This is a genomic window from Bacillus sp. 05T22, from assembly GCF_056396765.1.
Map to the genome: position 1 here is coordinate 1 of NZ_JBFTMC010000058.1, position 25,925 is coordinate 25,925.

Here is a 25,925-nt window from a genome sequence, read left to right on the forward strand (position 1 = left end):
TCCGTTAAACGTCACCCAAYACGCGATTGTTACACCCGAAATGGTCCAACAAATCGACGCGTTTCACCGTAATACACAGGACCTTGCAGGGCTTATCATCAAGCCCATGTTAGATTATTATTATAATTTTTACTCTAAATCGAACCCTGGTATAGGGGGAAGTCCTATGCATGATTTTGTAACAATTTGGTATTTGTTGAACCCAGATGCAGTTCTCCTTTCAAAAGTACCCATCAAAGTAATTCCTGATCAAGGAGAAGGATTCGGTCAAAGTATTGCAGATTTTCGTTTTATGACAAATCCGGGTTATAAAACACATAATGTCGCTTTTCAGTTCAATTACGAAAGTTTTAAGAGAGATATCATGGAAACATTCTTAAGGAAGAGACTGTAGCRTATCCTAAGTAAACTTCAGATAACGGAAATTATGTAAAAAAGCTAGCATGAATCTAGCTTTTTCTTTTTTGATCACGGGTGTTCTAATATCTTTATTCATCATGTTTTRAATGTATACTTTTGCTAGTGTTTTTGAAGAAAATAGATGAAGTGAAATAAACCCAATGAAATCAACAAAATGAATGTAAACTAATATCTAAAAGTTTACATTCGTATTTATAATAAATAAAAAGCACTTTTTAATGTTTTAAAAGTTCTTGAACTTGATGTTGATGTGATGGAACCTCAAGTCTGTATAAATTTAAAAAAGTCCCTTCATAATGCTAAAGGGACTTTGCTCACACAAATGATCTGTACATCAATTCATTCTTGATATACAGATCATTTGTATGATGTTTTTTTTACATATAATTGCAATTGCTGAATAATGAACTTACATTACTGCTTTTAAAAGCTCTCCTACTAATGGGATGATTCCACCTAAGAATGATAAAACTGCCATTGCGATTGCCATATTATTTCCTCCTCTTTTTTTGTATAGTAAGATGTTGTAAATCTTTATACTCTCATTATAGTAAGCGCTTACAATTATATCAATATATTTTTATATGTAATATTGCATATGGAGGGTAAGGTCACGAAATATCACATTTTTTCATTAAGACATGTATTGGAAATTAATTGTTCCCTAAAACAAAAAATGAACTGAATTCTTATAGATAACTGTGGTGAGATAAAATTTTTGTTTTGGGGTACTTCAAAATATTAGGTTGATGGGCATGTGGTGCTACCTCCTCGCTACGCTTCACCTCAACCTTCACCTCACACCCAAAAACAAGGGGAGAATAAAAAAACAGTAGTGCATAAAGGCACTACTGTTTTTTATTATTTTTTGCAAGTAAACTACTTGCATTCTTTTCTATATAATTTAATAGAATAAATAGCTCCAACAAAGAATACCAAGGCTTGAGTTAATATAAAGAATTGACGGAAATACATGTCTTTACTAACTAAAGAAATAAATAGGGAATTCATTAGAATTTGAGTAACAAACATACAATAAGTAATTTTTAAATGAATAGTATTTGTTCTTTCATCTGGTTTACCAATTTTTTTGTAGATAATAAAAAGTACAATTGCTGAACCCAACATCAAAAGGCTTGTAAAACCTACAAAGATATTGAAATTATCTGTGCTTTCTAACATCCAATTGTTTAATTGATCAAGCATTATTATCTTCCTTTCCTACATAAGAGAATATTTCGTTTATATCAACCTCAAAATAATTTGCTATTCGATATGCTAACACCAGTGAAGGGGAGTAATTATTCTTTTCCATAACAAATATCGTTTGCTTAGAAACTCCAACAGCGTCAGCTAAATCTTTTTGTGACATTCTTTTTAACACTCTATATTCATACACTTTATTCGCAATCGAATCCCCATATTTTTCCTTCATAGTTAACACCTTCCTTTCTTAAGACCTATATTAAACCTATTTTATAAAAAAGTAAAGTTTAATTATACAAAAGATAAAATTTTTTATATAAATGAAAAGAAATCCTATATAATCTTTTGAATTTCAATCTTATAAAAGAGAAAGAACTCTATGAGGTAAATCTCAAAATCACAAGTATAAAACTAGTAGAAAAGTGGTGTAAAAGCAGTATAAGCGTTATACTCACCGCTCATCCGTATTATGACCGCTTGTTTCTTTGAAAATAAATCAAACCACTCCCCCTTACAACGTACCAAGGAAGTGTGTGTTGTAAAGGATCTTTTGGCTTGTCTGAGGGGGTATAACAAGTTTATATGAGGTTGGTTTTATAGAAAAAAAGAGAACAAGGTGAAGGCGATCAGTAGAGGACTTTGTATGTGTTGGTCAATCAAAACGGACCTAGCGAAGCAAAGGGAGTATTTGACTTGACCAACCGAATGACACCCAAACCCTCTTGGCACTGAACAAACAACCGTTTGTTCCTGCCACCCGGTGAGGGGGCCCCTCAAGGGGCACGGCAACGATTACTACTTTTAGGGGCCATTCGCAAGTTTAAGTTAACAGAACTGGAATTCCGTTAACTTTTTATATTGATTTTGACAACATTTGTTTACGGAACACGGATAAATCATCATAAAAATAAGTTTACGGAACTAATTTTTACAGGTTTTCTTTAAAGTTTGTAGTGCTACAATCTCATAAATTAAAGTTTCACCCTAAAAATCTATAATTTTTAATGAGTGGCCCGAAAAAGAAAGAATCGTTGCCATGCCCCTATAGGGTCTGTCGTGAGAGTGGTGATGGCACACCGCAATCTTGCACGTCAGCGATACCAGAAATGGACTTCGCCTTTGGGAGCAAGAATCCCACTGGCTTTAGCCAGCTTGACCCTTTAGGGGTGGGAGTGTCAAATATTCAACTTATTATTTTTTTGCTGTTTATTCCAAAATTGCACGTACCTATACAATGCTTCAATACTTTTTAAACCAAGAAAAACCTTGATTTCTTGCGGTTTCATACCACTTTGCAATGCATTTAAAATGAAACGGTTCCGCAGCATAGTAGGCGTCATATGGATCCCAGCGCGTTTGGTTTCCTTTTGCAACATTCGTTGCACCGCGATTCTAGTTAGTGCCGCAGGCTGATCCTTTTCATAATCCCAGCGGAACGTTTGTGGTGCAAAGTCAAAAGCAACAAAGAAGGGATCCCCGGTCTGCTGGCGTGGCCGTATGAGATTCGGAATCTGTTTGTAATAGGATAGGGCAAGCTTTACATCTTCTTTGGATAGAGTAATAGTGCGTTTATAGGCATGTAATCCTCCCGGCTTGATGGTATTGGTCCCAAAATGGATATCATGCATAGAAAGCGTAATAATGTCCTGGATAGAGAGTCCATAATTGAGCATGAAACGAACTAACAACAAATTACGTTCCAAGATGAATTTTCTGCCGGATGCCTGGTACTCCGTCAGCCCGTCATAGCTCTGCATAACGCGTAACAGCTGTTTGATTTCTTCGTCAGATGCAAAGTGTTTAGAAGTAAGGTCAGGCGGTGCGACGTCGCTTTTGAGGCTGTCTGCCGCGCTATGGAATTGCAAGAAGTTAATCAAAACACCTCGTACCCGTTTTAGATTAGAATTTGACGCGCCACGCTCCTTTTTTAGCGATTTTAAATAGCTATCTAGTGTATTTGCATCAAAAGACATCAAAACGTCTTCTGGGGACGATTTGAAGCGTTTCTGAATCCAGGAGACAAAAAGCGAAATATCGTAGCGGTATTGTTTCGCAGTGGAGGGTTTGCGGCCGCGCTTCAATAAATCAGCAAGAAAAAAATCAACAGCAGAATCCCAAGTCATGGCTATATACTCCTTTGTCCTAAAAATTGTGTACCGCAATTATATATATAAATAACTACAACATGCAATAAGGGATTCCATGCTTCGCAAAACGCTTTTTTCTTTGGATACAACCATTAAAAACGAGAAACGAATCCTAGGGAATCTGCAAAATCCCCGTCGAATAAACCAAAATAAAAAGTAGGGAAGTAAATATCCTCACTCTGTCCTGGCTAACGAATACAGTAAAAAAAGCCCTGCGCGGCAACAGTTCGTCATTCGATTACGAATGCGGAAACCATTGTTACACAGAGCCTTTTATTAACCCGGTTTATATTTTTTAAATCCCTATTTTAACCGATGGATCATTTAAGTCCATATAAATTTCCCCAAAAGGATTTTCTGTAATTTCTTCAAATGTCGTAATTAAAATATCATATCTTTGCTTTAATAGGGATACAGACAGCCAAACGGAAAAAAACCACGCTAAGGATTTTCGAGTCATTTTACCCCTAATTTAAATTGTGTTGTATTCAAAATTAGATCATTTCGATAAATTGTGTTGCATTAACAACCGTTTTCATTGGTATTCTCATGTCCTAACGCAACACAAATGATGTTGTGTTGTATCAAAATATTCTTAACGGGATAAAATTCAAAAGATTTTATGTCGAAATTTGCTTAACGTGGTTTATTTCCAAAATGCTGGCGATACCCCTAATACAACTTCCCCATCTCTTTCAATCTCATAGAGCGGAGGCTGTTCCGCATCTTTTAAATGCCTTAACAGCTCCTTCTGTCTTGTCTCATCCCGCGCAATAAACACCAATTTCCATAACACAATTGGATAAGGATGTTTTTGCCCAAAGCCCCGAAATGGGGGAATTAGCTTAATTCATTAGAAATTTATACATTATGTCAAAAAGTACACTTTATGACATAGCTGAAAAACTAGGATTTTTCGTTTCAAAAATACAACTTAGTAATATTTGAAACATGTCAATGCAATTGTATATATTTTGAAACATATATTTTTTAAAAGTAACCCAAAACCCTTATTTATAAGGAGTTTTCACGATATGTTTTTCTTATTCCCCCTTTTCGAGGGAATGGGCAAAGAAACCCAAATAAGCATCGTGCCGCGCCAATAGGAAGAACCATGCACCAGGTTAGACAACGAAAGGTGAGGGGCTGGTGTTTGCTTTTTGGGTTTAGGGGGTGGAGGGAGGCGTAGCCGAGCCACCAAGTGCGGGGCAACAGAGTGAGAGGAAGTGAGCTAGAAGCGAACGAAGAAGGGGTGAACGCCGAGTTCGATGTGTGAGGTGAACGATGCCCGCCGCGCCGATTATGTAGTTTTTAAAACTTTTCCCTTGCCCTGCTATCTGATTCATTCGAATCGAGATACCAGAACAAGGAAAGCTTCAAGATTTCATCTGGTTTAGCGAGGACACGGGGAATCCCAAAACCTCCCTATATATCAACGTTTTTTGACAATCGCAAGTGATGAATTAGACGATGAACAAAAACATCACAGTTTCATGTCTAATTCATCACTAATTCATATGGTGTTCGGTATGAAAGTTTTTTGCTATCTGATTTATTCGAGATGAAAAGAAGTGAATTTACTAAGATAAATAATAGCGAATAATAACAGATTGATATTCGTTTACTGTACGTGTTTCAGATTTTGTGAATGAATAAAAAGATTACAAAATATTGTTCTATTTATTAAAATTTCTTTCATTTTTTTAAGTATGAAGGACAAAAATAAGTATTAATCTTCAAATAAATATATAGATCAGTCAAAAAAATATATAAAAGAATCAAATATATATATAGACGAAAAGAGAAACGCTGAATCCCTTGTGTCCCAAGGAGTTTGAGAGATTTGGTGATTCATGAAACATAGAATTCACAATTTACAAGTGAAATATCAAATAAATCACAAATTCACAAGTTAAGAAATCAATTATTCTATGTTCCCACAAGCTAATACTCATACTATCTACAAATCCACAAGTGAAGTATCGTAACATGAAAAAATAGAAAAACAGCAGATTTTGAGTTGAAAACCTACTGTTTTTAATTCTGGAATGGTGAATGCCAGAAGATATATGTTTTTCTACATGACAAAGAGCCTTGTTCACTTCAATTTTTTTGAACAAAGCTAGAATAAGCATGCTATTTCATTATTTTTTTATGCGGCCACAACAGAATCTTGTTTGTAGTTCATATGCAACCATTCTGGTTGATCCCATCCTTTACGTCCAAATGCAACAAATAATTCATGACGATCGTGTTCACTTAAATATGTAAAACGCCAAGATGGAAGTGATTCACGTAACTTTATACGAACAAAAGCACCCATAGACTTCACTTTTTTGCTTGTTGTTTTCACGTACTGTTCTAATGCATCTAATGCATAGCACATTGAATATGTCATGAGTTGCGTTCTAGCAGTCTTATTTTCTAATAAATACGCAATCTTAGAAATTTCACTTTGGAACGCAACAACAAGATCACGACGATCTTTATTAGAAAGTGGGTATCCCAGGGATTTTAAACGTGATACCGATTCTTTCCTCATTTTTGCCTCATTTTGTTTAATATCATCATCTGTATTTTCCACTACACATGATGCAGCGATATGAATATAAAACTTAGGAACCAGAATTTGGTTTACAGCTTTTCGAATACGTGTTAGACGAGATTCACGTGCTTTCCGTATTGTTTTATGAGTAGGTACAAAAGAGAAAATAGGCGATAATAAGGCCGTATATTCTCTGACTTTCTTTGCATTTTTCTTTAAATATGTTTTTAAAGTGTCCATGTTTCTTTCAACAGTATATTGTTCAACACTTTCATGATTATGTTTGTAAAGTTTGTGTGTAAAGTTATTGCAAAGATCTAATAACAAATAAATCCCTTTACGATCACGATGTGTAACTAACTCACGTAAAATATTCGTATCTAATAAGGATTTTGGAATGCGGAAATAGGACAATCCCATACATTCTTGGTTTCCTTCACGTTTTGTACGATTATTTAATGCATAATTACAAATCTCGTACACCGGTAATCCATTCATAATTACTTCTTGTATAAGTTCACGTTGTAAAAGGATCTCAAATCCGCCATATGTAGTCGTATAAGGTAAGTCAATTTTTTCAGCAAGTTGAGCAATCGTAAAATCGCTTGGTAATAATCCAATATCATTTACTATATAGTGCATCCCAACATATACCGCGAGGGCGGATGCTGGAAGCTCACATAGCTCATCTTCCCTTTTCAATTGCTTGAAGAGTCCGTTGAAGAATTTCGGACCATGCATGAGGAATTTTTGCTTTGTCATTTTTTTATCAAGATTCATATTGGTTTTTGGTGTTTGCGTATTTACTTGAACACCGCTAGTTAGATCAGCAGCTGTTACATTTTCTCCACTTGTAACCATAATAAAAACCTCCTATTTTTCCCACCTAAAATAAACAGAAAAATGCTGGAAAAACAGAGGTTCCATATTCACATTAAAAGTGCATTATGGTATAATTTTAGTATCAAGTTTGATATTAAAAAAATCACATACATTTTTAATGTGAATGAACCCTGTTAGGGAGCTTTCAACTGGTGTCGTCGCCAAACTACAACCAGATGAAAGCTTGAGGTGGGGTTTATTTTTTTGTGTACATTTTTATTTTAAAACGTTCTTCACAAAATATCAATAAAAGTTGAATAAAACCTATTCAAATTTCCAATAAAAATTTTCTGAATATTCATAAAATTATTTATCAATCGAGGGAAATGATAAATTGTCCTATCCTTAAAATAGAAAACCTTTGTATATGGTAAAATTTTCTTAAGAATTGATTGATAATATCTTTCGTGAAGGGGGGGAGTTTACTGTGGACACATTGACTATGAAAGGTTTTATGGATGGAATTTCAAAAGAAATAAAAGGACAACAAATTGTTGATGAAATAAAAAAGAGCAAAATATCTTCTAATGCCGAATGCCAAGCACTATTAAATTTGCTTTATATGGTTGCTATGTATGAAGAAGATGATTCAAACGCAGTAGCTCCATATGAGAAAGAAGCTGCAAGATTTATAGCTGAAATTGATCAGAAATATATTAAAGAGTGTTTGCAAATGCAATATAAAGAAAGAACTGCCTATACATATTTGTTAGCGGATAAACTGAAAATGTGTAGAGAAGTTTGTAAGTCTATTCTAAATTCTGCTATGGATATCCCAATGATTAAAGCTGTTGCACGTGGATGTTTAGGTGAGAGTTTTATATATGAAAATCCATTAATCGCAGAAACTCATATTGAATCAGCTTTAAATCTTCTTGATGATATAAATGTACCGAGAAAGTCTCAAAAGTATTTTGCTTTTAAAACAACTTTGGCGTACTTGTATATTGAAAATAATTTTAATCTTCATAAAATTGATTTTAATTATATACATGAAGGAGAAGAAGCTCACTTTGAGTGCTTATATAGGGATAGAGAGAAAGGGCTTGCAATGTATAAAGAAATGGAACGAAAAGGATTTAGTGCACATCAATTATATTCGTATTCTAAAGTAATAGGGGATGTAGAAGGATTGAAAAAAGCCCTAATATCTTTTGAAAGATCTGGAAATTTATTTTATGCTAAAGGTGTAAAGAAAGTACTAATGAAAGGTGAGGTGAATTTGGTTGAATAAATATTTAATCGGTTTATTGATTATTTTAGGGATTTCATTAGTTCCTCAAAGTGATGTAAACTTTCAACAAAATGCAAAAATACAAGATGAATCATCGGTCACCACTATAGATATGAGAGTTGACCCTGGAACAGGATGAGTCAAGATGGATAATAAACTTAATAAGAAATAACAGTGAATTAGACGCTACGGTTGTAGCGTCTTTCGTGATTTTTAGGGGTGGTGCATTTTTCAATTACAAAGAAAAAGTGCACCACCCACGTATATTAAATCCTAAATTATAAGAAAAGGATGTGAGATTGGTATGGCTCTAAACAATCATTGGTTAGAAAAAAAATTTAGGCAAGAATGTAATGACACTGATGTATACACCATTGTTAAATTGTACATGGACTTAATTAAAATATGTAACCAAGAAGTTCTGGAAGATAGCATAGAAAAAATGGGTTAAATCAAGAGAGTATGTTGCTAATAATGTTATTTATTCATTCTTTTTGCTTTAAAGTCATTCATATATGCAATTAGTTTCTTTTCTAATTCGAGCTTATATTCATCGGGCACACTCATATATGTTTCAAATAGATTTGTTGATAAACGAGTAATAAGTTTAAGTTTATCTTCTTCTCTTATAATTGTCTCTGGATTTAATAAATCATTTATGCTCACTTTATGGTATGAAGATATATTATTAAGTGTTGAAATATCTGGCTCTCTAAAACCATTTTCCCATCCAGCATAAGTACTATAAGGCGTATTTAACTCCTCTGATATTTGTTTACGACTTAGTCCTTTTAAAGTTCTTAGTCTTTTTAAGTTTTCTTGAAGTGGATTTAATACATCTAATTTCGTTAGTTTTTTAATTATATTTAGTCTATCTTCACTTATATTTATAGGTTTAGATGAAAGTATACGAGTATTAACTAATTCGTCAATAAGGATGTCATAGTAAATAGAGAATTTCTTTATTGAAAGTAGATCGGGCTCTCTTAAACTATTTTCCCAATTGTTGTAAGCGTAATAAGATATATCTAACTTTGAAGCTACTTCTTTTTGAGTTAGTTGTTGTAATTTCCTAAGGTGCTTGAGGTTTTCACCTAAAAATAAGTTTTCCATAAACATACTCCTTTATTTGTGTTTTGGAATAAAATTGTTAAAATGAATAAAAAATTATTCATTTCGTGTTGACATTAGGCTTAAAGCCTAATAAAATATAATTAAAGTTAGGGGGTGAAATATTTGGTATCATTACAAGAATGTAAAACTCAATTACGTCATTGTAGGGAATCACAAGACCTTACTATTAAAGATCTTTCGAATGCTTTAAAAGTTCCAAGAAGCACTTTATATGACGTTGAAACAGGAAGAAGAAGTCTCAACGCTCAAAAGGCAAAGTATTTAGCAGATTCTCTAGGAGTCCCGATAGATCGTTTATTCTTTCCAACATACTATCGGGCATTACCAATGTAATATACATTCACTATATAGTTAATATTCATTTGATGTATATTGCAAACAAAATTCGGCTAAAAGCCGAAAAAAATTTTACTAAAGTATAAATTTTTTATAAGTTTAATATTTTCAATATTCTGATCTTTGAAAACTTAATGACTCTAAAGGAGCTGTAAAAAATGGTTTTGAAACGATCGTATCAAGCATTACTACTCGCAACGAGTGTACTCTTATTAGTTATGAGCTTCTTGATTCCGCTGAATAAAGCCAGTGCGGAAGTGATCAATCGTGAAACATACAAGGTGGATTGGGCTTATAGTCCACAATATGGAAAAGATGTCCGTACAGAGATTTTAAAGAATGCAAGTGGCCAGATTGCGTATTGCCTGGTATACGGCTTGAAATCTCCAGATGGAAATGACCTACCAGAGGCAGGGAAAACGGATGATATTTCGTACCGGGTACTGTTAAATGGTTATCCAGAAAAAAGTCCAGAGCAATTAGGCGTATCCACTTGGCAAGAAGCACATTATGCCACCCAGCTGGCTCTTTGGAATTCACTTGGTCAAATTTCAGTGAATGAGTTGCAGTTCAAAAACAAAGATGTTGAAAAAGCAGCAAAAGCAATCATTCATGCAGCGGATCAAAGTCAAGAGATGCAAGATGTATACATGAATGTAGTTCCAACTGATAAGCAAGAGGCAAAGCTAGATGGAGAGTACTTTGAAACAACAACGTATACAGTTCAAACCAATGCGAAAAAGGGTACATTCAAAGTACAAACGAAGAATGCACCAGAGGGCACACGTGTTGTAACAGAACAAGGCGAAGTAAAAGAAACGTTCCAACTAGGAGAAAAGTTCCGTATTCAAGTACCGAAATCCTCCCAAAGCAGTGAACTATCTCTGAAAGTCGTTTCAAATCTAACAAATTATCAAGCTGTTGTTTACAAGGGAACAAGTACAATCCAAGATGCAACAGTATTATTAGAACGTAGTACAGAACAAGTAAGCAAAGACTTGCAAGTATATTGGAAATCAAATGGTTCCTTAAAAGTCATTAAGGTGGATGAAAGTAAAAAGCCACTTCCGGGCGCAGTATTTGAAGTCTTCAGTAGCAATCAACAATCTATGGGAACGATTACAGCAGATAAAAATGGTGTAGCTCAGCTTGGTAATTTAGAAATAGGTACTTACACCGTAAAAGAGATCAAGGCACCTGCTGGTTATGTTCTGGATTCGAATCCTCAAACATTGAAAGTGAAAACAGGTGAAGTTGCTGTTATTGAAATGAAAAATGAGCAAATCAAAGGCGGTATTCAAATTCAGAAAAGCAGTGATTCCGGAAAAGCACTTCCAGGTGTTGAATTTACCGTATTCACATCCGACGGAAAGGTAATACAGAAGGTAACTACTAACAAAGATGGAATCGCGAGAGTAGATGGCATTCCGTACGGTAAGTACTATTTTCAAGAAACAAAGGAGTTAGATGGATATTTATTAAATAAAACGAAGTATTCATTTGAAGTAAAAGAGCATCATAAAACCCTTACGTTTGAAGTGAAAAATGAGCAAGTAAAAGGAAATGTACAGCTTTTGAAAGTCGATCAAGACGGTAACAAACAATTAGAAGGAGCTGTGTTTATCCTTGCGGATGAAAAAGGTAAAAAAATCAGTGAGCATACAACAGATAAAAACGGGCTTATCAAAGTTTCAAATTTACTGTTCGGGAAGTACCAATTTATCGAGAAAACTTCTCCAAAGGGATATGTACTTGTGAAAGAGCCGATTCCTTTTAGTATTACAGAGAGCGGTAAAACAATTGAGTTAATCGCCAAAAATACCAAAATCACAGGATCACTTGAAATCACGAAGGTGGATCTTGCTGATGGAAATAATAAACTCCCAGGTGCAGAGTTCACAATTTACGATGAACAAGGTGCTTTAGTAGTCAAAGGAAAAACAAACGAGCAAGGAATTGCGAAATTCGATAAACTCCCAGCTGGGAAGTACACATATAAAGAGACAATCGCACCAAACGGATACTTAATCAATGAAGAAACTTTCCACTTTGAGATTAAAAATGATGGTGACATTATCAAACATACAGTACAAGACAAGAAAAAAGAAGTTCCACCATCACCAGAAACACCACAACAGCCAGAACAACCTCAACCACAACCAGAGAAACAACCACAAACACCACAGGTTATCGAAAAACCTGTACCAACACCAGAGAAACTACACATCATTGAAAAACAACCAGAACAACCAAAACAAATCAAAGAACAACCGAAGAAAGTAGAAAGCCATTTGCCAACAACAGGTGGTAAAGCAGAAAATCCATATTGGTACTGGATTGGAGCTACACTTGTCGCTCTTGGCAGTGTCGTAGCAGTTTACGCGTACAGAATGAGTAAAAAAGTAAAACAAGAAATGTAAGTAACACTCTCAACTGATAAGGGAGGGCGGGACACAATGTGCGTGTTTGATGTATATTATCAGATCAATGATAGGAAATATAAGAAATCTTATTTGCTAGCATTACCTGAAGATGGGTTTCAGTTGAAAAACAATATACAACATGTTCTGTTTCAAGATCACCAGCAACCAGTGACAATCCTTTCTACAGATTTGGAAGAATTGTCTTTAGGAGAAGTTTAAGAAAAGGTATAAAAATATAGAATATTTCCATTTAACGATATAGAAGAATAAATAAATGAAAGGAGCGAATAGATATGAAACCAATTAAGCACATGCGAAGTAAACGTGGTTTTTATATCGGTAGATTGAGTCAACTAAGGGGGAATCGCGTGAATCATTCCAAACTGTCATCTGAATTGACTGGAATTACAGGAAGAGGGATGGCATTTTCAAGCTTTTTGATGACATTAGCTGGTAATGAAAAAGGAATGAAACTCATAGATCCAAAAGCCAATTTCCATAAGCATTTTCACAAATGATAACAAATTTGGTTTAGGAAGGATGTTCTTTCATGAGAGCATCCCTCCTGAAAAAGGGAGGAGAAATGGGATGTATACCAATCGGCATGAATGCTGGGAAGCGTTTTGGAAAGAGCAAGTTACAGTAAATGGAGAAATGGATCTGGAACAAATCAAGCAAGAACTCTTCGAATATAAAACACTTTTAGAACAAATCAATCAACCTCACCAAGCAATGATACAGCCTCAAATATTGATTCAATTAGCAGTAGAACAACGAATACAAAAACATCAAGAAAAGACATTGGCACTCGCGTAAGTCATGTAATGACTAAATAGGAGGGAAGTGAAGAGGTGGTGCGCAGCAAGTTTGATAAAGAACTTGAAAACATGCTTGAAAAGAACTGGAAGTCGCTCTTAGTTTTAGGAGCTGTGGGCTTTGTCTGGTACTCCAAAGAAAAAATATTGGCGGAACTCATGAAACGTGTATCAGTAGCAATTGATGTAACAGTTAGTATATGCCGCCTAATCTTGTTAGGAATCTTAATCTATACAATGATCCGCATCGTCCTACATTACTTGTATGTATATTTTGAGAAAAAGCGATATCAATACGTAATGTTTATCCCGCATATCGATGATGACGTGACAGCAGAAAAGTTGGGTCAAATGATTCGTCATGTGCATAATACAGGGCGAAAACCATTGGAACGTCTATGGAAAGGGCGAGAATGGTACCGAATGATCATGTTTCGCCCAGAAGGAACAAAAGAACGTGTGCGCTTCTATATTGGCGGTCCCAAAGATGAATTAAAGCGTGTTGTCCAAGCGATGAGAAGTGTGTATGAACATGTTGAAGTCTACGGAGTTTCTCGTAATGAAGTGCCTTTTCCATCTAAAAAAGCAGTAGGTGGACGAATGGTGCTCAAACGAAAACGAGCAGCCACGTTATCACTCGCTCGTTACAAGAAAGATCTGTTACCGATGCTGGGAAACGCAATGGAAGAAAAAACATGGGTAGACATCGCCTTTTCACCAGACAATGGATATCACCTTACAAAAGGGATTCGTAAAGCGGAAAAAGCACTCAAAAAGAAAAAGAAACATGAATTAGACACATTTGAAAAAGAGGAAATCAGAGCATTGAATAAACGTTTCTCAAATAACGAAGTGGCATTTCAGGTATCTGTTTCCTTTGCAAGTGAACATTATCCAGGTGTACCGGTTATTAAAAATATCGGTCATATGGTAGCAAGTATCATGGCCGATGTAAATGAGTTACGGTACAGACGCCTCAAGCGTTGTATGCCCACCGTACCAAATCCGATATATGGAAAGATGGTATGGACCAGTTCAGAACTTTTGAACATGTTTCACCTCCCAGATGTGACAGGAGATAAAGAAAAGAAGGCAGAACAACGCATTCTTTATTTAGATAAAGGGGAGGCAATGCTGCCAAACGATATGTTGGCGGAAGGAATCGCAATTGGTCACGTCATGCACCCCTATATCAAAGATCGATTAGTAAGAATTAAAGAGAAGTATTTAAGCAACCACGGCTATATCACAGGAAAAGTAGGGAAAGGGAAAAGCTCTTTAGTTATGGCTTTAATGCAGAGTCGTATTGATAGGTGGATTGAAAATCCAGATAAAGAAGGTGGGTTCTCATTATTTGATCCAGCTCAAGATTTAGCACTTGTTACGATGAATCGTTTGTTAAAAGCAGAGCTTGACGGAAAAACAGTAGATTGGAGCAAGGTTCATTTTATACGCTTTCGAGATACCAACTATCCTCCAGCACTTAATTTACTCCATAGATTTCCAGATGAGGCAGGGGATGAGGTGCAGGCAGTCGTTGAATCCATTATGGAAATTATTAAAACTGTGATTCCAGGGCAAGCACCGCAAACTGAAAGGTTGTTAGAAAACATAATAGGAACATTGTTATCCGATACCTCACGTGTACACACGATTTTGAGTGTTCCATTATTTATTACAGATGATGCATTTCGTAGACATGTTTTGAATCATGTACAAGGACCACAGAAACAGTACTACATGAACTACTGGAATTTCGAAGTGGAGAATGCACTAGAAGATAGTAAACAGGCGATACTGAACCGTTTAGATATGTTTCGGAATACTTCTTACCTCAAGAGAATGTTTGGTCAAACAGACTGTTTTTTAGATATTCGAAAATGGATGGATCAAGGTCATATTGTTATCTTTGATGTTCTAGGAATGGGTAAGAAAGATTTGGCTGTCACAGGTGCATATATTGCCAATCAATATCATCGTATTGCACAGAAACGGCCAATTGGTTCAAAATTACATCTTATGCTTATCGATGAAGCACACGATTTTAAAATACCGATTCTTAGCAAAGTTGTAGCAAAAGATCGTAAGCATGGACTAGGACTTTGGATCTTAACGCAACGAGTAGAGGGGCAATTAGACCCGGATTTAAACGAAGCATTACGAGAAGCAGGCGGTAATTTCTTTGTATGTGGTCAAGGGATGAAATCAGCAAGAATTCTGGAAGGTGTTATGCAAAATAAGTTCAGAGCAGATTATTTGCAAGGTCTACCAAATTTAGTAGCAGCGATTCAAACACAAGAGAAGCTTGAAGGAGACACAGAAGAACGAAACGTTTGGTGTACTGTTCGAATACCTCCACTGAATCGGTATTTACCTAACGGTAATGTAGCTGATTATCTGAAAAAAGAGGAAACGCAAGCCGCAAATGATTGGACCAAATCAAAAATTGCAGAATTGGAACAGCATAGTGGCAAATCGGCAGAGGAAATTGATAAAGAAATTGATGAGTTTTTATATACAAAAGCCAAATATCTTACGCCAAAAAATGAAACTACAAAAGCACCAGATCGGCAAGAGAAACAGGCACCTGTCAATCTAGAAAAGGAATCAAAAGTGAAACTTGTAGTAGTGGGTTCGAATGAAGAACGTCCAGCACGTAAGAAAAGAAAAAGTATGTTCGACGACTGGTAAAAGGGGTAATTGTTATGAATGTAGTGGCTTTATTAGAAGAAGACGAACAAGTTTTAGTAAATATATACACGCACCTTTTTGTCGATGTAGAGTACGTCATGATGCGTCATTACGCTGGATATAACAAACGCTCTGTATATAATCGTCTCCGTAAGTTAGAAATGGCGAGTTACATTAAAAGTGAATACTTGCCAATACCGACTATAAGAGGACAGCAGCGATCAAATGTTAGACCTAAGAAGGTGTATACCTTAACTAAAAAGGGAGTAGATACTGTACGTGATTTGCGTGGAGATGTGAGGTGGAAAGCCAAGTGGTCTGTACGCGCACCGCATTTTGTATATCACAGTATCATGTTGGCCCATGTTGAGTGTGCAATGACCCACGCGTCTAAGGAGCAAGATTCGAGGATATTAAGAGAATGGATTAGTGAGGTTCTTGGCACATTCAAATATACGAACAGTAGAAAAAAATCGAAAAAGGAAGGAGCGGGCATTATTCGACCCGACGGAGTAGCGGTCATTGGGAATAAAAGAAACGTTTCGGCAAATGGCATTCTCTTCTTAGAAATGGAACGGTCTTTTAGTACAAAAGAGGTGCTCATAGAGAAAATAACTCGTTATAACGAATTCATGAGACAACACAAGATGGATGAATACGTAAAACACGCAGGGATTTCTTACCCTGTCGGGCAGTGTTCCCTTACTTTTATCGCTGGAAGTAAAAACAGAGAAAAAGAGTTAATGCGCTATTTAAAAGGTGTTGAGAGTCCAGAAATTCCAGTGTTTATTACATTGTACGAAGACATACTACAAAATCCATTTGGCGAAATCTTTCGTGATATTGAAGAAATGGATGAAAAAGTGGGGTTATAAGATTGTGTTCAAATTTATTATGTCCTCTGTAGCAAGCATCATTGTATTAGTAGTTTTCTCAGATTGGATCTTTGAACGAGTACCAGGATCACGTGCAGCTTGGGAAGCCATCCAAAGTAAAGTGATAGATACCTATTATACACAAGGATGGGAGGGTGTTTTAATCCTTGGTGTGGTGGCGGTAGGTGTTTACAAAATGATTGATAAATAAGGGGAAAGAAATTTACTATTCTTCGCAAAAGAAATTGCGGAGATGGCACCAAAGATTGGTGGTCCAATCAATCCAGGGTTTTAACAACTAAGAGAAGGTTTATAGGAATTGGTCATGTTCCAAAAAATCGTAAAAAGAAAGGATGGAACAACATGTTTATCTATAAGGAAACATACGAACGAGGGAATTTAGAAGAGGCAGATTGCCGGTTTATAGATCAGATTTGCAATCAGTTAGATTGTGGTGAAAGCTATGAGATTTGTTTATCTATGACAGATACGTACTTACAGAAAATTTTGGTGATGGGAAATAGAAAGATACTTGAAATAGAGATTGGCCTACATCTAGACGAATTGGAATGGAAATGTGATTGCAAAGAGCTAACCAAAGAAAAAGCGATTTCGGAAGTGGAGTATGAAATAAGTTGCTATAACATGTTCCAACAAGCACGAGTTAATAAGGGATCAATGTTTAAAAAAGAGGCAGAGCGTTTTCTTGAAAGTTTAAAAGAAAAGGAGAGTGCGTAATACCAAAACATAAAAAGGGAGGGATGTTTATGTGGAAAAAAATCAAACAATGGTTTCAGAAAATGAAAAATGGGAAAGAGGGGGAGCCACGAAAAGCAATACGAGTTCCATCCTATAAGGGACGCATGGTGGGGAAATGGCTCTTTTGGGGATTAATCGCTTGGATGTTTTTCGTTTCTTGTACAACAGTTTTCAAAACGATGAAAGCAGATGCGAAAGTAACCCCACAAACAGAAACAAAACAAGTCGTATCAAAGCAAAACCTTGCGACACGCCCAGAAGCGATTGAGTTTGCACGTTTATTTACAAAGGAGTACTTCACTTGGAAACGAGGAGAGGAGGGCCTTAAAAAGCGTGCAGAGCGCTTAAAAGGGTATTTGTCACAAACCAGTGATTCGCAAGCCGGAATAGAAACAAATGGTTTACAGTGGGATTCTGATTTTCTCTATGCAACAATTCTGAGGGTGGATGAAACGAAGGCGAATGGATCGAACGTCATTTTTAAAGTGAAGTATAAATTACACCGACAGAAACCAGATAACAGTGGGGAAGAAGTAAAAGAAGTTTGGCAACAAGTATCTGTTCCAATCAAAACAGACGGAAAAGCTTTTGTTGTCAATGGATTACCGCAAATTGTGAAAGTCGATGAAAAAGCGAATGTAAAAGAAAAAGAAAGTGAACGGGAAGAAATTAAAGATGTGAAAACAAAAAAAGACATGCAAGAGTTTTTACCAACATTTTTTAAATCGTATACAACGGCATCACAAAAAGAATTAGCTTATGTACTTGATAATTCTAGTATTAAAGGATTAGAAGGAGTAATGAAGTTTGACAAGGTCACTTCCTCAAAGGTGTATCCAGGTAAAGCGAAAGGATCTTATGAGGTGCAAGCAGAGGTCCTATTGATTGATGTACATTCTGAAACGAAAATGAAGACTGTATACACCTTGTTTGTGAAACAAGATGGAAAGCAATTCATTGTGACAGACTTAAAAAATTAAAGAAGAGAGAGGAGAATGTAACATGTTGGATATGATGAATCATTTAGTATTGGGAATGGGATTACAAGGGGTTTTCGATGAGATAAAAGAGCAGGGAACTTACGCATTGTACATTGTGTTTATTATCGGGGGGATATTTTTAGCGGTGAAACGTGCCTGGACAATATTTGCATCCTTAGTTATTGGGGGAGCTGCCATGGTTTTCTTCATCAATAAACCAGATGCATTAAAAGCAATCGGAACATTCCTCGGTGGACTAGTGGGTCTATAACAGAAGGGAGATGCGGTATGCAAGAACCAAAACAAAATTCTATCGTGGTGTATTGCTATGGAAGCTATATGAAGTTTTTGAGAAGACAATACGAACTCATGGGAAAACGACTTCCCCGCGCTATTACTTGGCGCGCAATGGGTTATTTTGTAGTGGTAGAAGCGGTGCTGGTAACGCTCCGCTTCCTTCCTCCTTTTACATGGTGGTTCAGCGATTTTATCGATCGATTTTATCTCGTGTACTACATTGTTCTTCCTATTCTTCTTATTTGGGGCGTTGACCAGTATAAAACAGACGACAAGTCATTATTAGCCTATTTTCGTGCCCGGGTAGGATTTATGTTTCGCAAGCATCGGAGTAGCCGTTTGGCTCGTATGCCTAAACTAAAAAAACATGTGATAAGAGGAGAGACGTTTGTACAGTATGGGCCATATGATTTACGAAATAGAGAAGAACCAATAGAAGAGAAGAATGTAGATATCCATGCGTATTCGCTCACATTTTTACATCAAAAGGAGGAATTGAAGAATGTTGAAAAGTATGAAACGGAATCCACTGAAACACGTTGAAAGAAATCTTGCGATTAGTATAGATGGTCGTTATTCCGGTGTATATGAGGTAGACGGTTTTGGATACGATCACAAAGACGAAAGTACAAAGAAAACGTATTATCGGAATCAGCTTGCCTTATTTAATCAACAAGACTACGACGTACATTTTCTGGTGATTCCGCGTACAACCAATTGTGATGAAATTATTGATGAACATATTGCAACATTAAAAGGACCAATGGCACCGACGGGAAGATACTTTTTTGAACAAGTAAAAAAGTATCTTCGAAACTCATCGATGGCAAAAGAAAGTATGGAGTATCGATTTTATATATTGGTGCAGATGAACCAAGCAAAAAAAGAAAGAAAAATTATGAATCCCGTTGTAGAGTCATGGAAGTTCTTAAAGAAGATGGGAGAGGGATTCACGCAAACGGCAAGCAACATCTCAGGGTTAGCTCCAACAGATATTTTAGAAGAGGAAATCGAATCGTATTTAGAATCAGAAGAACTTGTGTATCACCAAGTACGTAGTGCATTTCCAAATACAAAGCGGGCAACACCATCTTCGATTCGTTTTCTCTTCCAGCATAACTTTATACGCGGCATGACCGAACCAACGCAGAACAAACACTGGAGAGTGGGTACAACACTCGAAATGCCAAATGGAGATGGCGAGATGGTAAAAGTACGTCAGCCAAACTTGCAAGAAATGATTCAACTCACAGATTGCGTCATTGATGAAAGTCCAGGACGTTCTCTCATCCTAGAAGGACAAAATGAAGATGGTGAGGTAGAACAAGCGCACGTTGCCTTTTTAGCAGTCAAGAGTATGCCAGAGGCCTCTCTTTTTCCGGGTGGCGAATGGATTTATCGGTTACAGTCACAGGCTTTAAAGTTTCCAGTTGAGCTTAGTATTCGTGCTCACCATTTAGAAAATGAAATGGTAACCAAAAAATTAACGAACAGTGAAATGGAGTTAGAGGATCAACAGAAGCAAGCCTTAATGGGACGTGGCACAAAAGATATGACAATTGAGGGGAAACGACAAGGTGTTCGGATGGTGAAAGATCGCTTTGAAAGAACAGGTGCGCCAGGCTATGAGTTAAGTGTTCTGTTTTGTGTCTATGCGAATGATGAGAAGACATTGCAAAAGAGAATCAAGACACTCATTACAGAATATAAAAAAATGAAAATTGAACTGGTAAATCCATATGGTGACCAATTGGCCTATTTCTATGAATTCTTACCAGGATCAAAACGATACAACAAAGATTTCAAGTTGTTTGTAGAACCGGGTGTACTCGCACAGGGAATGTTTGGTGCAACAACACAAATTGGAGACAATCAAGGTTTTTATATTGGGAAAACCAAAAAGTTAGAGCGCCCTGTCTTTATTCGCCCTGACTTAGCTGCAAAAGCGTTAGAACATATTGTCACAGAGTTTGATAGTTTATCCGTAATATTTGCAGGGCAAACCGGAAAAGGAAAATCGTTCTTGATGAACCTGTTGGCGTTCTGGATTGTCCTCAGTGGCGGTAGAGCATTTATCACGGATCCTAAGGGTGATAGGACCGATTGGCCAAAGCTATTACCTGGATTTAATAAACCGGATTTGGGATTCTTGGAAGTTTGGACACTGGGAAAACATAAAGAAGATGCTGGCTGTTTAGATCCATTTCGAATTAGTGCATCTATAGAAGATGCGAAGAGTTTGGCACTTGAAATCTTAACGTTTTTAGCGGAAGTTGGGCTAGATGATACGAGATATGATTACTTATATAAAGCGATTGAGACTGTAGCGAAGGATCAAGATGCTTGTTTAGCACTTGTTCGAGTAGAGTTAGAAAAAATGAAATTAGGTTCAAATATACTTCCAAATGAATTAGAAAAGTTAAACGCATTAACAAACAGATTAGCGACGTTAGAATCCATTCAGCTGGGAGACTTGTTATTCGGAAAGCCTGGTCAAAACTATCGCGTACTTAGTTTAGAACGACCACTACAAGTTTTACAAATTCAGCATCTACGCATTCCAAAAGGGAACCAAGATCATGGTGTAACGGATAAATTATCTCGTAGTATTTTAATTGCACTAGGGGCATTTGGGAAATCGCTCATGTTCTCGGACCGTGAAATCTTTAAAATTTACATGGTCGATGAAGCTTCTAGTATGTTAAAAAATCGAGAAGGCGCAAGCGCTTCTGACAAAATCATTCGAGAAGGTCGTTATCATAACATCGGGTTATATCTTGGGACGCAAAACGCATCTGACTACAATTCAGAAAATAAAGAGATTGCCAATGTCGGAATGAAGTTTTGTTTCTCGCTTAAGCAGGATGAACAGGCAGAAGAAATGTTGAAATATTACAACTTACCAGTGACAGAAGAGAATGTTCGTATGTTACGGGAATTAAGACGCGGGGAAGCCTTGTTCCAGGATATCTACGGGCGAACAGCAATTGTCGATATTGATCCGGTATTTGAAGAACTTGCGTTAGCATTTGACTCCTCAACGAAAACAGAAGAAGAACGTGCCCAACAATTGGCATAAGGCGTAGTACAATACAGGTATGAAGATTCTAAATTATCTGTATATGGAGGATGAGAAAAATGAAAAAAGTAAAGATGTTATCTGGATTATGTATCACAGGAATGTTGGCAATCGTCAGTCTGTCTGGTTGTGAGGCAAATGAAACAAAGAGTAATGCAAACCAACAAGAGAGCCAAAAAGAACGTGATATGAAAGAAGCGGATAAAGCAGCAATGGAGTATATAAGAGAATTGATAGAACTTGATTCAGCTAAATTAGAAGCTCTATTCTATAAGCCGTATAAATTTATGGAAGGAGGAAACACATATCCAGGAGCAAGTAAAGGTATGGGGGAACGATATGATGTATATCGTTACGATTTAAAGGAAGGAAAAGCAGAGTATTACTATCATGTAGTATATTATCATCCCGTTGAAAAGGCACAAAAAAGTGAAGATTTAAAAATGGTAAAAGATGAGAAAGATGGAAAATGGAAAAATTATGAATGGGCATGGGATGCAAATAATAGTCTGGATGCGATTGTAGGGAGTATGAAGCCTGCGCATATCCATAAATGGGGGCAAAAAGAATGAAAAAAATTCTTTCACTTTGCATGATCTTTGTATTTCTACTCATGCCGCTAGGGTCACAGGTTACCCTAGCGGAAGAAGAAAAAAAACAGGAACAAAAAGGACCTAGGATATCAGAAAATTTATTTCAAGGGCATACAGATGAGGTGTATAAAGATAAGTATTATGAAATTGACACGGAAGCACCCAAAAAAGATGATAAAGGCGCTCTGGAAAAATTGGGAGGGTACCTATTTGGAGATGACAGCGTCGGGCAAGACCTTCAACGTATGATTTATAGTACCTGTCAGTGGTTTGTAAACTTGGCTTTTAAACTCAATATCATGTTAACACAGCTTACGATGTTCTTAGTCGATCAAGCGTTGAAGTTAGATATTGTTTCCGCAGTAGCGGATAAATTGGCGACAGCTATGCAAAACATCTCAGGTATTGGTGCAGGGGAAGATGGAAAAATGGGCTTTTTAAGTGGAGGTTTATTCCCTTCAATTATTGGACTCACCTGTCTATTATCAGCTTGTTATGCAGCTTATATCTTTTTTGTGAAACGTCAGCCAACGGCAGGGTTAAACGAACTAGTTAAAACAGTATTCGTCATTATGTTTATACTTGTTTTCATTGGAAATGCGGGTACAGTACTGAAAACAGCGAATACAATTAGTTCAGAAATCAGCACAACCATTTTAGCGAAAGCAACAGGCACAGTAGCGGGTGATCCGAATCGATCCCAAGAAGACGCTATATCAGCAGTTAAGAAACAAATTTGGGGGATATTAGTGGAGAGACCATACTTGTTCCTACAGTATGGAGAAGATTCAAAAGAGAAAATTGGTAAGGACCGTGTCGATACATTATTAAAAACATCACCTGGAGAAAAACGAAATACAATAGTGAATGAAGAAATTACTAAACATAGTAACCAAATGATGAAAATGGATTCTGTCGGAGAGCGTATCATCTTCACGATTATCTACTACATTGTAAATCCATTCGTCGGTCTTCCGATTCTAGTATTCTGTTTACTGATTGTAGCCTTTCAATTATGGTTCCTTGTGATGAGTTTAATTGCTCCAATCGTCTTAGCAGTGGCTTTATTACCAGGACATCGTAAAGTATTAGAGAGTTGGGGAACACAATGGGTACGTCCGCTTGCTTTAAAAATACTAATGTCCGTGATGCTTGTCATTATTTTCACGGTATCAGAATTAATCTATGTATTACCAGAAGCAGGGCTCGCTGGTTATGTATCTACGATGATTTTTCAAATTATCGTGTTCATTCTATGCTACATCTTTAGAGATAATATCGCAGCATGCTTCAAGAAAACGAAAAACATCTATAAAACGGTTACAGACATCTCACTTATGACAGAGCATTTTGCAAATCGTGGAAAAGAAGCCGCTATGGATATCGGCGGGGCGGTAAGTGAACGCATAGGAGATCATTTCAACACAGCAGCCGAACTGGTAGCAGTGGGAGATGCAGATACGCCAGTTGAATCAAAGGATAAAGAAGACAGAAAACCACATCTTGTCAAAGCAAATGTTCCAGAGGATTTATCCGATTACCAGGATAAAGAGAAGCAAGAAGAAAAAGATAGTCGTAAATTAATTTCGCTTCAAGGTGAAGAGCAAGAAGAGGCGGAAGAACCACATGCAACGCAAGAGGAAGTGGATGAAGCTGATCAAAAGCAGCTTGCTCACTTAGATGAATCGGAATTAGCGTCTGTAATGGAGCAGACAGAAGAGTCTACTTCATCTGTACCGGAAGAAGAGGATGAGAAACCATCGATATATGATACAAATCATACGAAGGTACACGAGAAAGAACTTGCAGATCCACCAGCACTAGACATCATTGAATATCCTACAAATGAGATGCCAATAGAACAAGAGTCTATTCATTTACCACAACAAGAACACCACACAACAACATTGTCGAATACGGAGTTAGATGTAACGACTGACGAGATTGAAAGCAACGCAATTACACCTCAACAAGAAGACATACACACTATGCCTCCAAATGATCCAGCATCACTTCATTCTGTTTCTGTTCCAGACCTAATTCCAGCAAAAGTAGACGAAGAAGGGCGTATTATCCCGCAAAATACAGATATAGATGTCAAGTCAACTATTCCGCAGCCTGTAGTAGAAACACCTACTGTTTCTACACCAAGTGAAACGGTGTCTATTCCAGACTTGATACCAGCAGGAGTCACAGAACACGGTGAAATCCTGCCACAACGAGAAGAGGAAATGTCTTCACCAGATATCATGCCAAGTGCACTTGCAGCTGGAAGTGAATCTTGGAATCTACCTACATCAAATCCTAAGCAATTAGAACGTCTAGAACCGAATAAAGAGGATTGAGCCCCATAAGGGGCTCAGTCTCCTTAACAAAAAAGGAGTGGGGCAGGATATGAGATGTTACAGATTAAGTAAGCTACGTACGATAAGTTTAGGTATGTTTTGGCTCATAGGTTTATTTGGGTGGACACACCTTATCTTAGCACTCTTCACACTTGGGGATATAGATCAAGTATGGATGATTGCTGTGCCAATGCTAGTATTACTCGTTGTAGTTTTATTCGATTGTATCGTTTTGGACCAAAAACTCCAATTTAGAACGGTATTGTTTATTTGGTTCCTAGGGGCTGGATACGGCGGGGGGCTAGATTTTATTCAACAACAACATTCTCCTATATTACTAACAATCTTTCATGTTTTCACATATACGCCTGCTCTGTTAGGACTTTTATATTTGATTCTCATAAGTAGAGAAAAACGTTCAGAACAATAATATCTTCAGAGATGAGAAGGGGGGAAGTAGGTGATGAAGGCACAAATACAAGAAGTCATTCATGAGGAATTGCAAGAAGAAGCGGTTAAAAGTGTCAAAAAAAAGAAAAAGAAATCTTGGAAATTACGAATCTTTTTGACGCTATTATTGGCAAAAATCTTTGCGGTCGTCTTCTTTTTTGGATTTATTATACTGGTTCTATTTGGGCAAGATATAGGGAAAAACGGAGAGGGAGAAAAAAATGCAAATCCTATTGGAGCAGGAGTAGGAACAGCAACTGTTCCACCTGAAGTTCTAAAATGGGAGCCTATGGTGCGTAAATACGCCCAAGAATTTGGGGTGGAGCCCTATGTGCCACTTATGCTCTGTTTAATTATGCAGGAGAGTGGCGGACGCTCGCTCGATGTCATGCAGTCAGCAGAGGGAGCTTTTAATACAAGATATCCGAAAATTCAGAATGGAATTACTGATCCGGATTACAGTATTTGGTGCGGGGTACAAGAATTTAAACATTATATTACTATAGCAAATGTACAAAGTCCAGCTGATATAAACAGGATTAAATTAGCACTTCAAACATACAATTGTGTGACACGTTCCTAACTAAAAAGGTTAGGCGCTGATTAAATATTCAGCAGAACTATTATTTCGAGAAGTCAAATGATAGGGTAACGCCTTGAAGGGCTTCCTCTGATACTCCGACATGCAGCATACAGAAGATAAGCCTGTAGTTG

The 25,925-nt window shown here is 36.8% G+C and carries 25 protein-coding genes and 1 pseudogene; 20 read left to right on the plus strand and 6 right to left on the minus strand.

Translation table 11 applies throughout. The features are described 5' to 3' along the window. The coding region (locus AC1DIT_RS17050; RefSeq protein ID WP_476998308.1) for a nucleoside hydrolase at positions 1 to 394 on the plus strand (394 nt) is incomplete at its 5' end. Between the two features lie 905 nt (positions 395 to 1,299). Here the strand turns inward: AC1DIT_RS17050 and AC1DIT_RS17055 are convergent. From AC1DIT_RS17055 to AC1DIT_RS17075, 5 genes are all read right to left on the minus strand, one after another. Next, on the minus strand, positions 1,300 to 1,626 hold the full coding sequence (locus tag AC1DIT_RS17055) for a hypothetical protein (protein WP_016133376.1): 327 nt from the start codon (positions 1,624 to 1,626) through the stop codon (positions 1,300 to 1,302). Further along, positions 1,619 to 1,855 (minus strand): helix-turn-helix transcriptional regulator, encoded by a 237-nt coding sequence (locus AC1DIT_RS17060; protein ID WP_016133377.1) that lies wholly within the window; start codon positions 1,853 to 1,855, stop codon positions 1,619 to 1,621. The genes AC1DIT_RS17055 and AC1DIT_RS17060 overlap by 8 nt, the downstream gene beginning before the upstream one ends. Before the next feature lie 946 nt (positions 1,856 to 2,801). Beyond that, complete coding sequence (locus AC1DIT_RS17065) at positions 2,802 to 3,749, minus strand: tyrosine-type recombinase/integrase (protein ID WP_016133378.1); 948 nt, start codon at positions 3,747 to 3,749, stop codon at positions 2,802 to 2,804. Positions 3,750 to 4,068: 319 nt separating this feature from the next. After that, on the minus strand, positions 4,069 to 4,233 hold the full coding sequence (locus AC1DIT_RS17070) for a hypothetical protein (protein ID WP_016133379.1): 165 nt from the start codon (positions 4,231 to 4,233) through the stop codon (positions 4,069 to 4,071). Positions 4,234 to 5,925: 1,692 nt separating this feature from the next. Further along, entirely contained in the window at positions 5,926 to 7,179 is a 1,254-nt protein-coding gene (locus AC1DIT_RS17075; RefSeq protein WP_016133380.1) for a hypothetical protein, read from the minus strand. Positions 7,180 to 7,627: 448 nt separating this feature from the next. Between AC1DIT_RS17075 and AC1DIT_RS17080 the strand changes: the two genes are divergently transcribed. Both AC1DIT_RS17080 and AC1DIT_RS17085 read left to right on the plus strand, forming a co-directional pair. Continuing rightward, positions 7,628 to 8,434, plus strand: a complete 807-nt coding sequence (locus tag AC1DIT_RS17080; protein WP_016133381.1) for an AimR family lysis-lysogeny pheromone receptor — start codon at positions 7,628 to 7,630, stop codon at positions 8,432 to 8,434. Then, positions 8,427 to 8,573, plus strand: a complete 147-nt coding sequence (locus tag AC1DIT_RS17085) for a hypothetical protein (RefSeq protein ID WP_016133382.1) — start codon at positions 8,427 to 8,429, stop codon at positions 8,571 to 8,573. Before AC1DIT_RS17080 ends, AC1DIT_RS17085 begins: the two co-directional genes overlap by 8 nt. Positions 8,574 to 8,911: 338 nt before the next feature. Here the strand turns inward: AC1DIT_RS17085 and AC1DIT_RS17090 are convergent, their stop codons facing one another. Continuing rightward, a complete protein-coding gene (locus AC1DIT_RS17090) occupies positions 8,912 to 9,547 on the minus strand; it encodes a helix-turn-helix domain-containing protein (protein ID WP_016133384.1) in 636 nt (211 codons plus the stop codon). A 123-nt stretch (positions 9,548 to 9,670) separates the two neighbouring features. On the opposite strand from AC1DIT_RS17090, the gene AC1DIT_RS17095 reads away from it, so the two are divergent. The 17 genes and pseudogenes from AC1DIT_RS17095 to AC1DIT_RS17175 form a co-directional block, all read left to right on the plus strand. Beyond that, the gene (locus tag AC1DIT_RS17095; protein WP_016133385.1) at positions 9,671 to 9,901 is read left to right on the plus strand and encodes a helix-turn-helix transcriptional regulator; all 231 of its coding nucleotides are present in this window, start codon (positions 9,671 to 9,673) and stop codon (positions 9,899 to 9,901) included. Positions 9,902 to 10,062: 161 nt separating this feature from the next. Then, positions 10,063 to 12,324 carry a SpaA isopeptide-forming pilin-related protein gene (locus AC1DIT_RS17100; RefSeq protein ID WP_016133386.1) on the plus strand — a complete coding sequence of 754 codons (2,262 nt, stop codon included), beginning with the start codon at positions 10,063 to 10,065 and terminating at the stop codon, positions 12,322 to 12,324. Positions 12,325 to 12,360: 36 nt separating this feature from the next. Next, the gene (locus AC1DIT_RS17105) at positions 12,361 to 12,546 is read left to right on the plus strand and encodes a hypothetical protein (protein WP_016133387.1); all 186 of its coding nucleotides are present in this window, start codon (positions 12,361 to 12,363) and stop codon (positions 12,544 to 12,546) included. A gap of 74 nt (positions 12,547 to 12,620) precedes the next feature. Further along, positions 12,621 to 12,845: a hypothetical protein gene (locus tag AC1DIT_RS17110; RefSeq protein WP_016133388.1), complete on the plus strand. Its 225-nt coding sequence runs from the start codon at positions 12,621 to 12,623 to the stop codon at positions 12,843 to 12,845. Positions 12,846 to 12,915: 70 nt separating this feature from the next. Further along, a complete protein-coding gene (locus AC1DIT_RS17115; RefSeq protein WP_016133389.1) occupies positions 12,916 to 13,143 on the plus strand; it encodes a hypothetical protein in 228 nt (75 codons plus the stop codon). Between the two features lie 35 nt (positions 13,144 to 13,178). Then, entirely contained in the window at positions 13,179 to 15,833 is a 2,655-nt protein-coding gene (locus tag AC1DIT_RS17120; protein ID WP_016133390.1) for a type IV secretory system conjugative DNA transfer family protein, read from the plus strand. A gap of 14 nt (positions 15,834 to 15,847) precedes the next feature. Further along, complete coding sequence (locus AC1DIT_RS17125; RefSeq protein ID WP_016133391.1) at positions 15,848 to 16,708, plus strand: replication-relaxation family protein; 861 nt, start codon at positions 15,848 to 15,850, stop codon at positions 16,706 to 16,708. A gap of 4 nt (positions 16,709 to 16,712) precedes the next feature. Continuing rightward, complete coding sequence (locus tag AC1DIT_RS17130; protein WP_033671641.1) at positions 16,713 to 16,919, plus strand: hypothetical protein; 207 nt, start codon at positions 16,713 to 16,715, stop codon at positions 16,917 to 16,919. 152 nt (positions 16,920 to 17,071) lie between these two features. Beyond that, entirely contained in the window at positions 17,072 to 17,446 is a 375-nt protein-coding gene (locus tag AC1DIT_RS17135; protein WP_016133393.1) for a hypothetical protein, read from the plus strand. 29 nt (positions 17,447 to 17,475) lie between these two features. Next, positions 17,476 to 18,447, plus strand: a complete 972-nt coding sequence (locus AC1DIT_RS17140; protein WP_016133394.1) for a conjugal transfer protein — start codon at positions 17,476 to 17,478, stop codon at positions 18,445 to 18,447. Between the two features lie 22 nt (positions 18,448 to 18,469). After that, positions 18,470 to 18,718: a TcpD family membrane protein gene (locus AC1DIT_RS17145; protein ID WP_016133395.1), complete on the plus strand. Its 249-nt coding sequence runs from the start codon at positions 18,470 to 18,472 to the stop codon at positions 18,716 to 18,718. A 17-nt stretch (positions 18,719 to 18,735) separates the two neighbouring features. Continuing rightward, entirely contained in the window at positions 18,736 to 19,287 is a 552-nt protein-coding gene (locus AC1DIT_RS17150; RefSeq protein ID WP_016133396.1) for a TcpE family conjugal transfer membrane protein, read from the plus strand. Beyond that, positions 19,247 to 21,823, plus strand: a complete 2,577-nt coding sequence (locus AC1DIT_RS17155) for an ATP-binding protein (RefSeq protein ID WP_016133397.1) — start codon at positions 19,247 to 19,249, stop codon at positions 21,821 to 21,823. The genes AC1DIT_RS17150 and AC1DIT_RS17155 overlap by 41 nt, the downstream gene beginning before the upstream one ends. Positions 21,824 to 21,882: 59 nt before the next feature. Continuing rightward, positions 21,883 to 22,395, plus strand: coding sequence for a hypothetical protein (locus AC1DIT_RS17160; protein ID WP_016133398.1), 513 nt, complete (start codon positions 21,883 to 21,885; stop codon positions 22,393 to 22,395). Further along, the gene (locus tag AC1DIT_RS17165) at positions 22,392 to 24,761 is read left to right on the plus strand and encodes a CD3337/EF1877 family mobilome membrane protein (RefSeq protein WP_016133399.1); all 2,370 of its coding nucleotides are present in this window, start codon (positions 22,392 to 22,394) and stop codon (positions 24,759 to 24,761) included. Before AC1DIT_RS17160 ends, AC1DIT_RS17165 begins: the two co-directional genes overlap by 4 nt. Positions 24,762 to 24,810: 49 nt before the next feature. Further along, positions 24,811 to 25,191: a hypothetical protein gene (locus AC1DIT_RS17170; protein WP_016133400.1), complete on the plus strand. Its 381-nt coding sequence runs from the start codon at positions 24,811 to 24,813 to the stop codon at positions 25,189 to 25,191. 33 nt (positions 25,192 to 25,224) lie between these two features. Beyond that, positions 25,225 to 25,776 (plus strand): annotated as a pseudogene (locus tag AC1DIT_RS17175) (lysozyme family protein); the annotation flags it as partial. Positions 25,777 to 25,925: the final 149 nt, after the last annotated feature.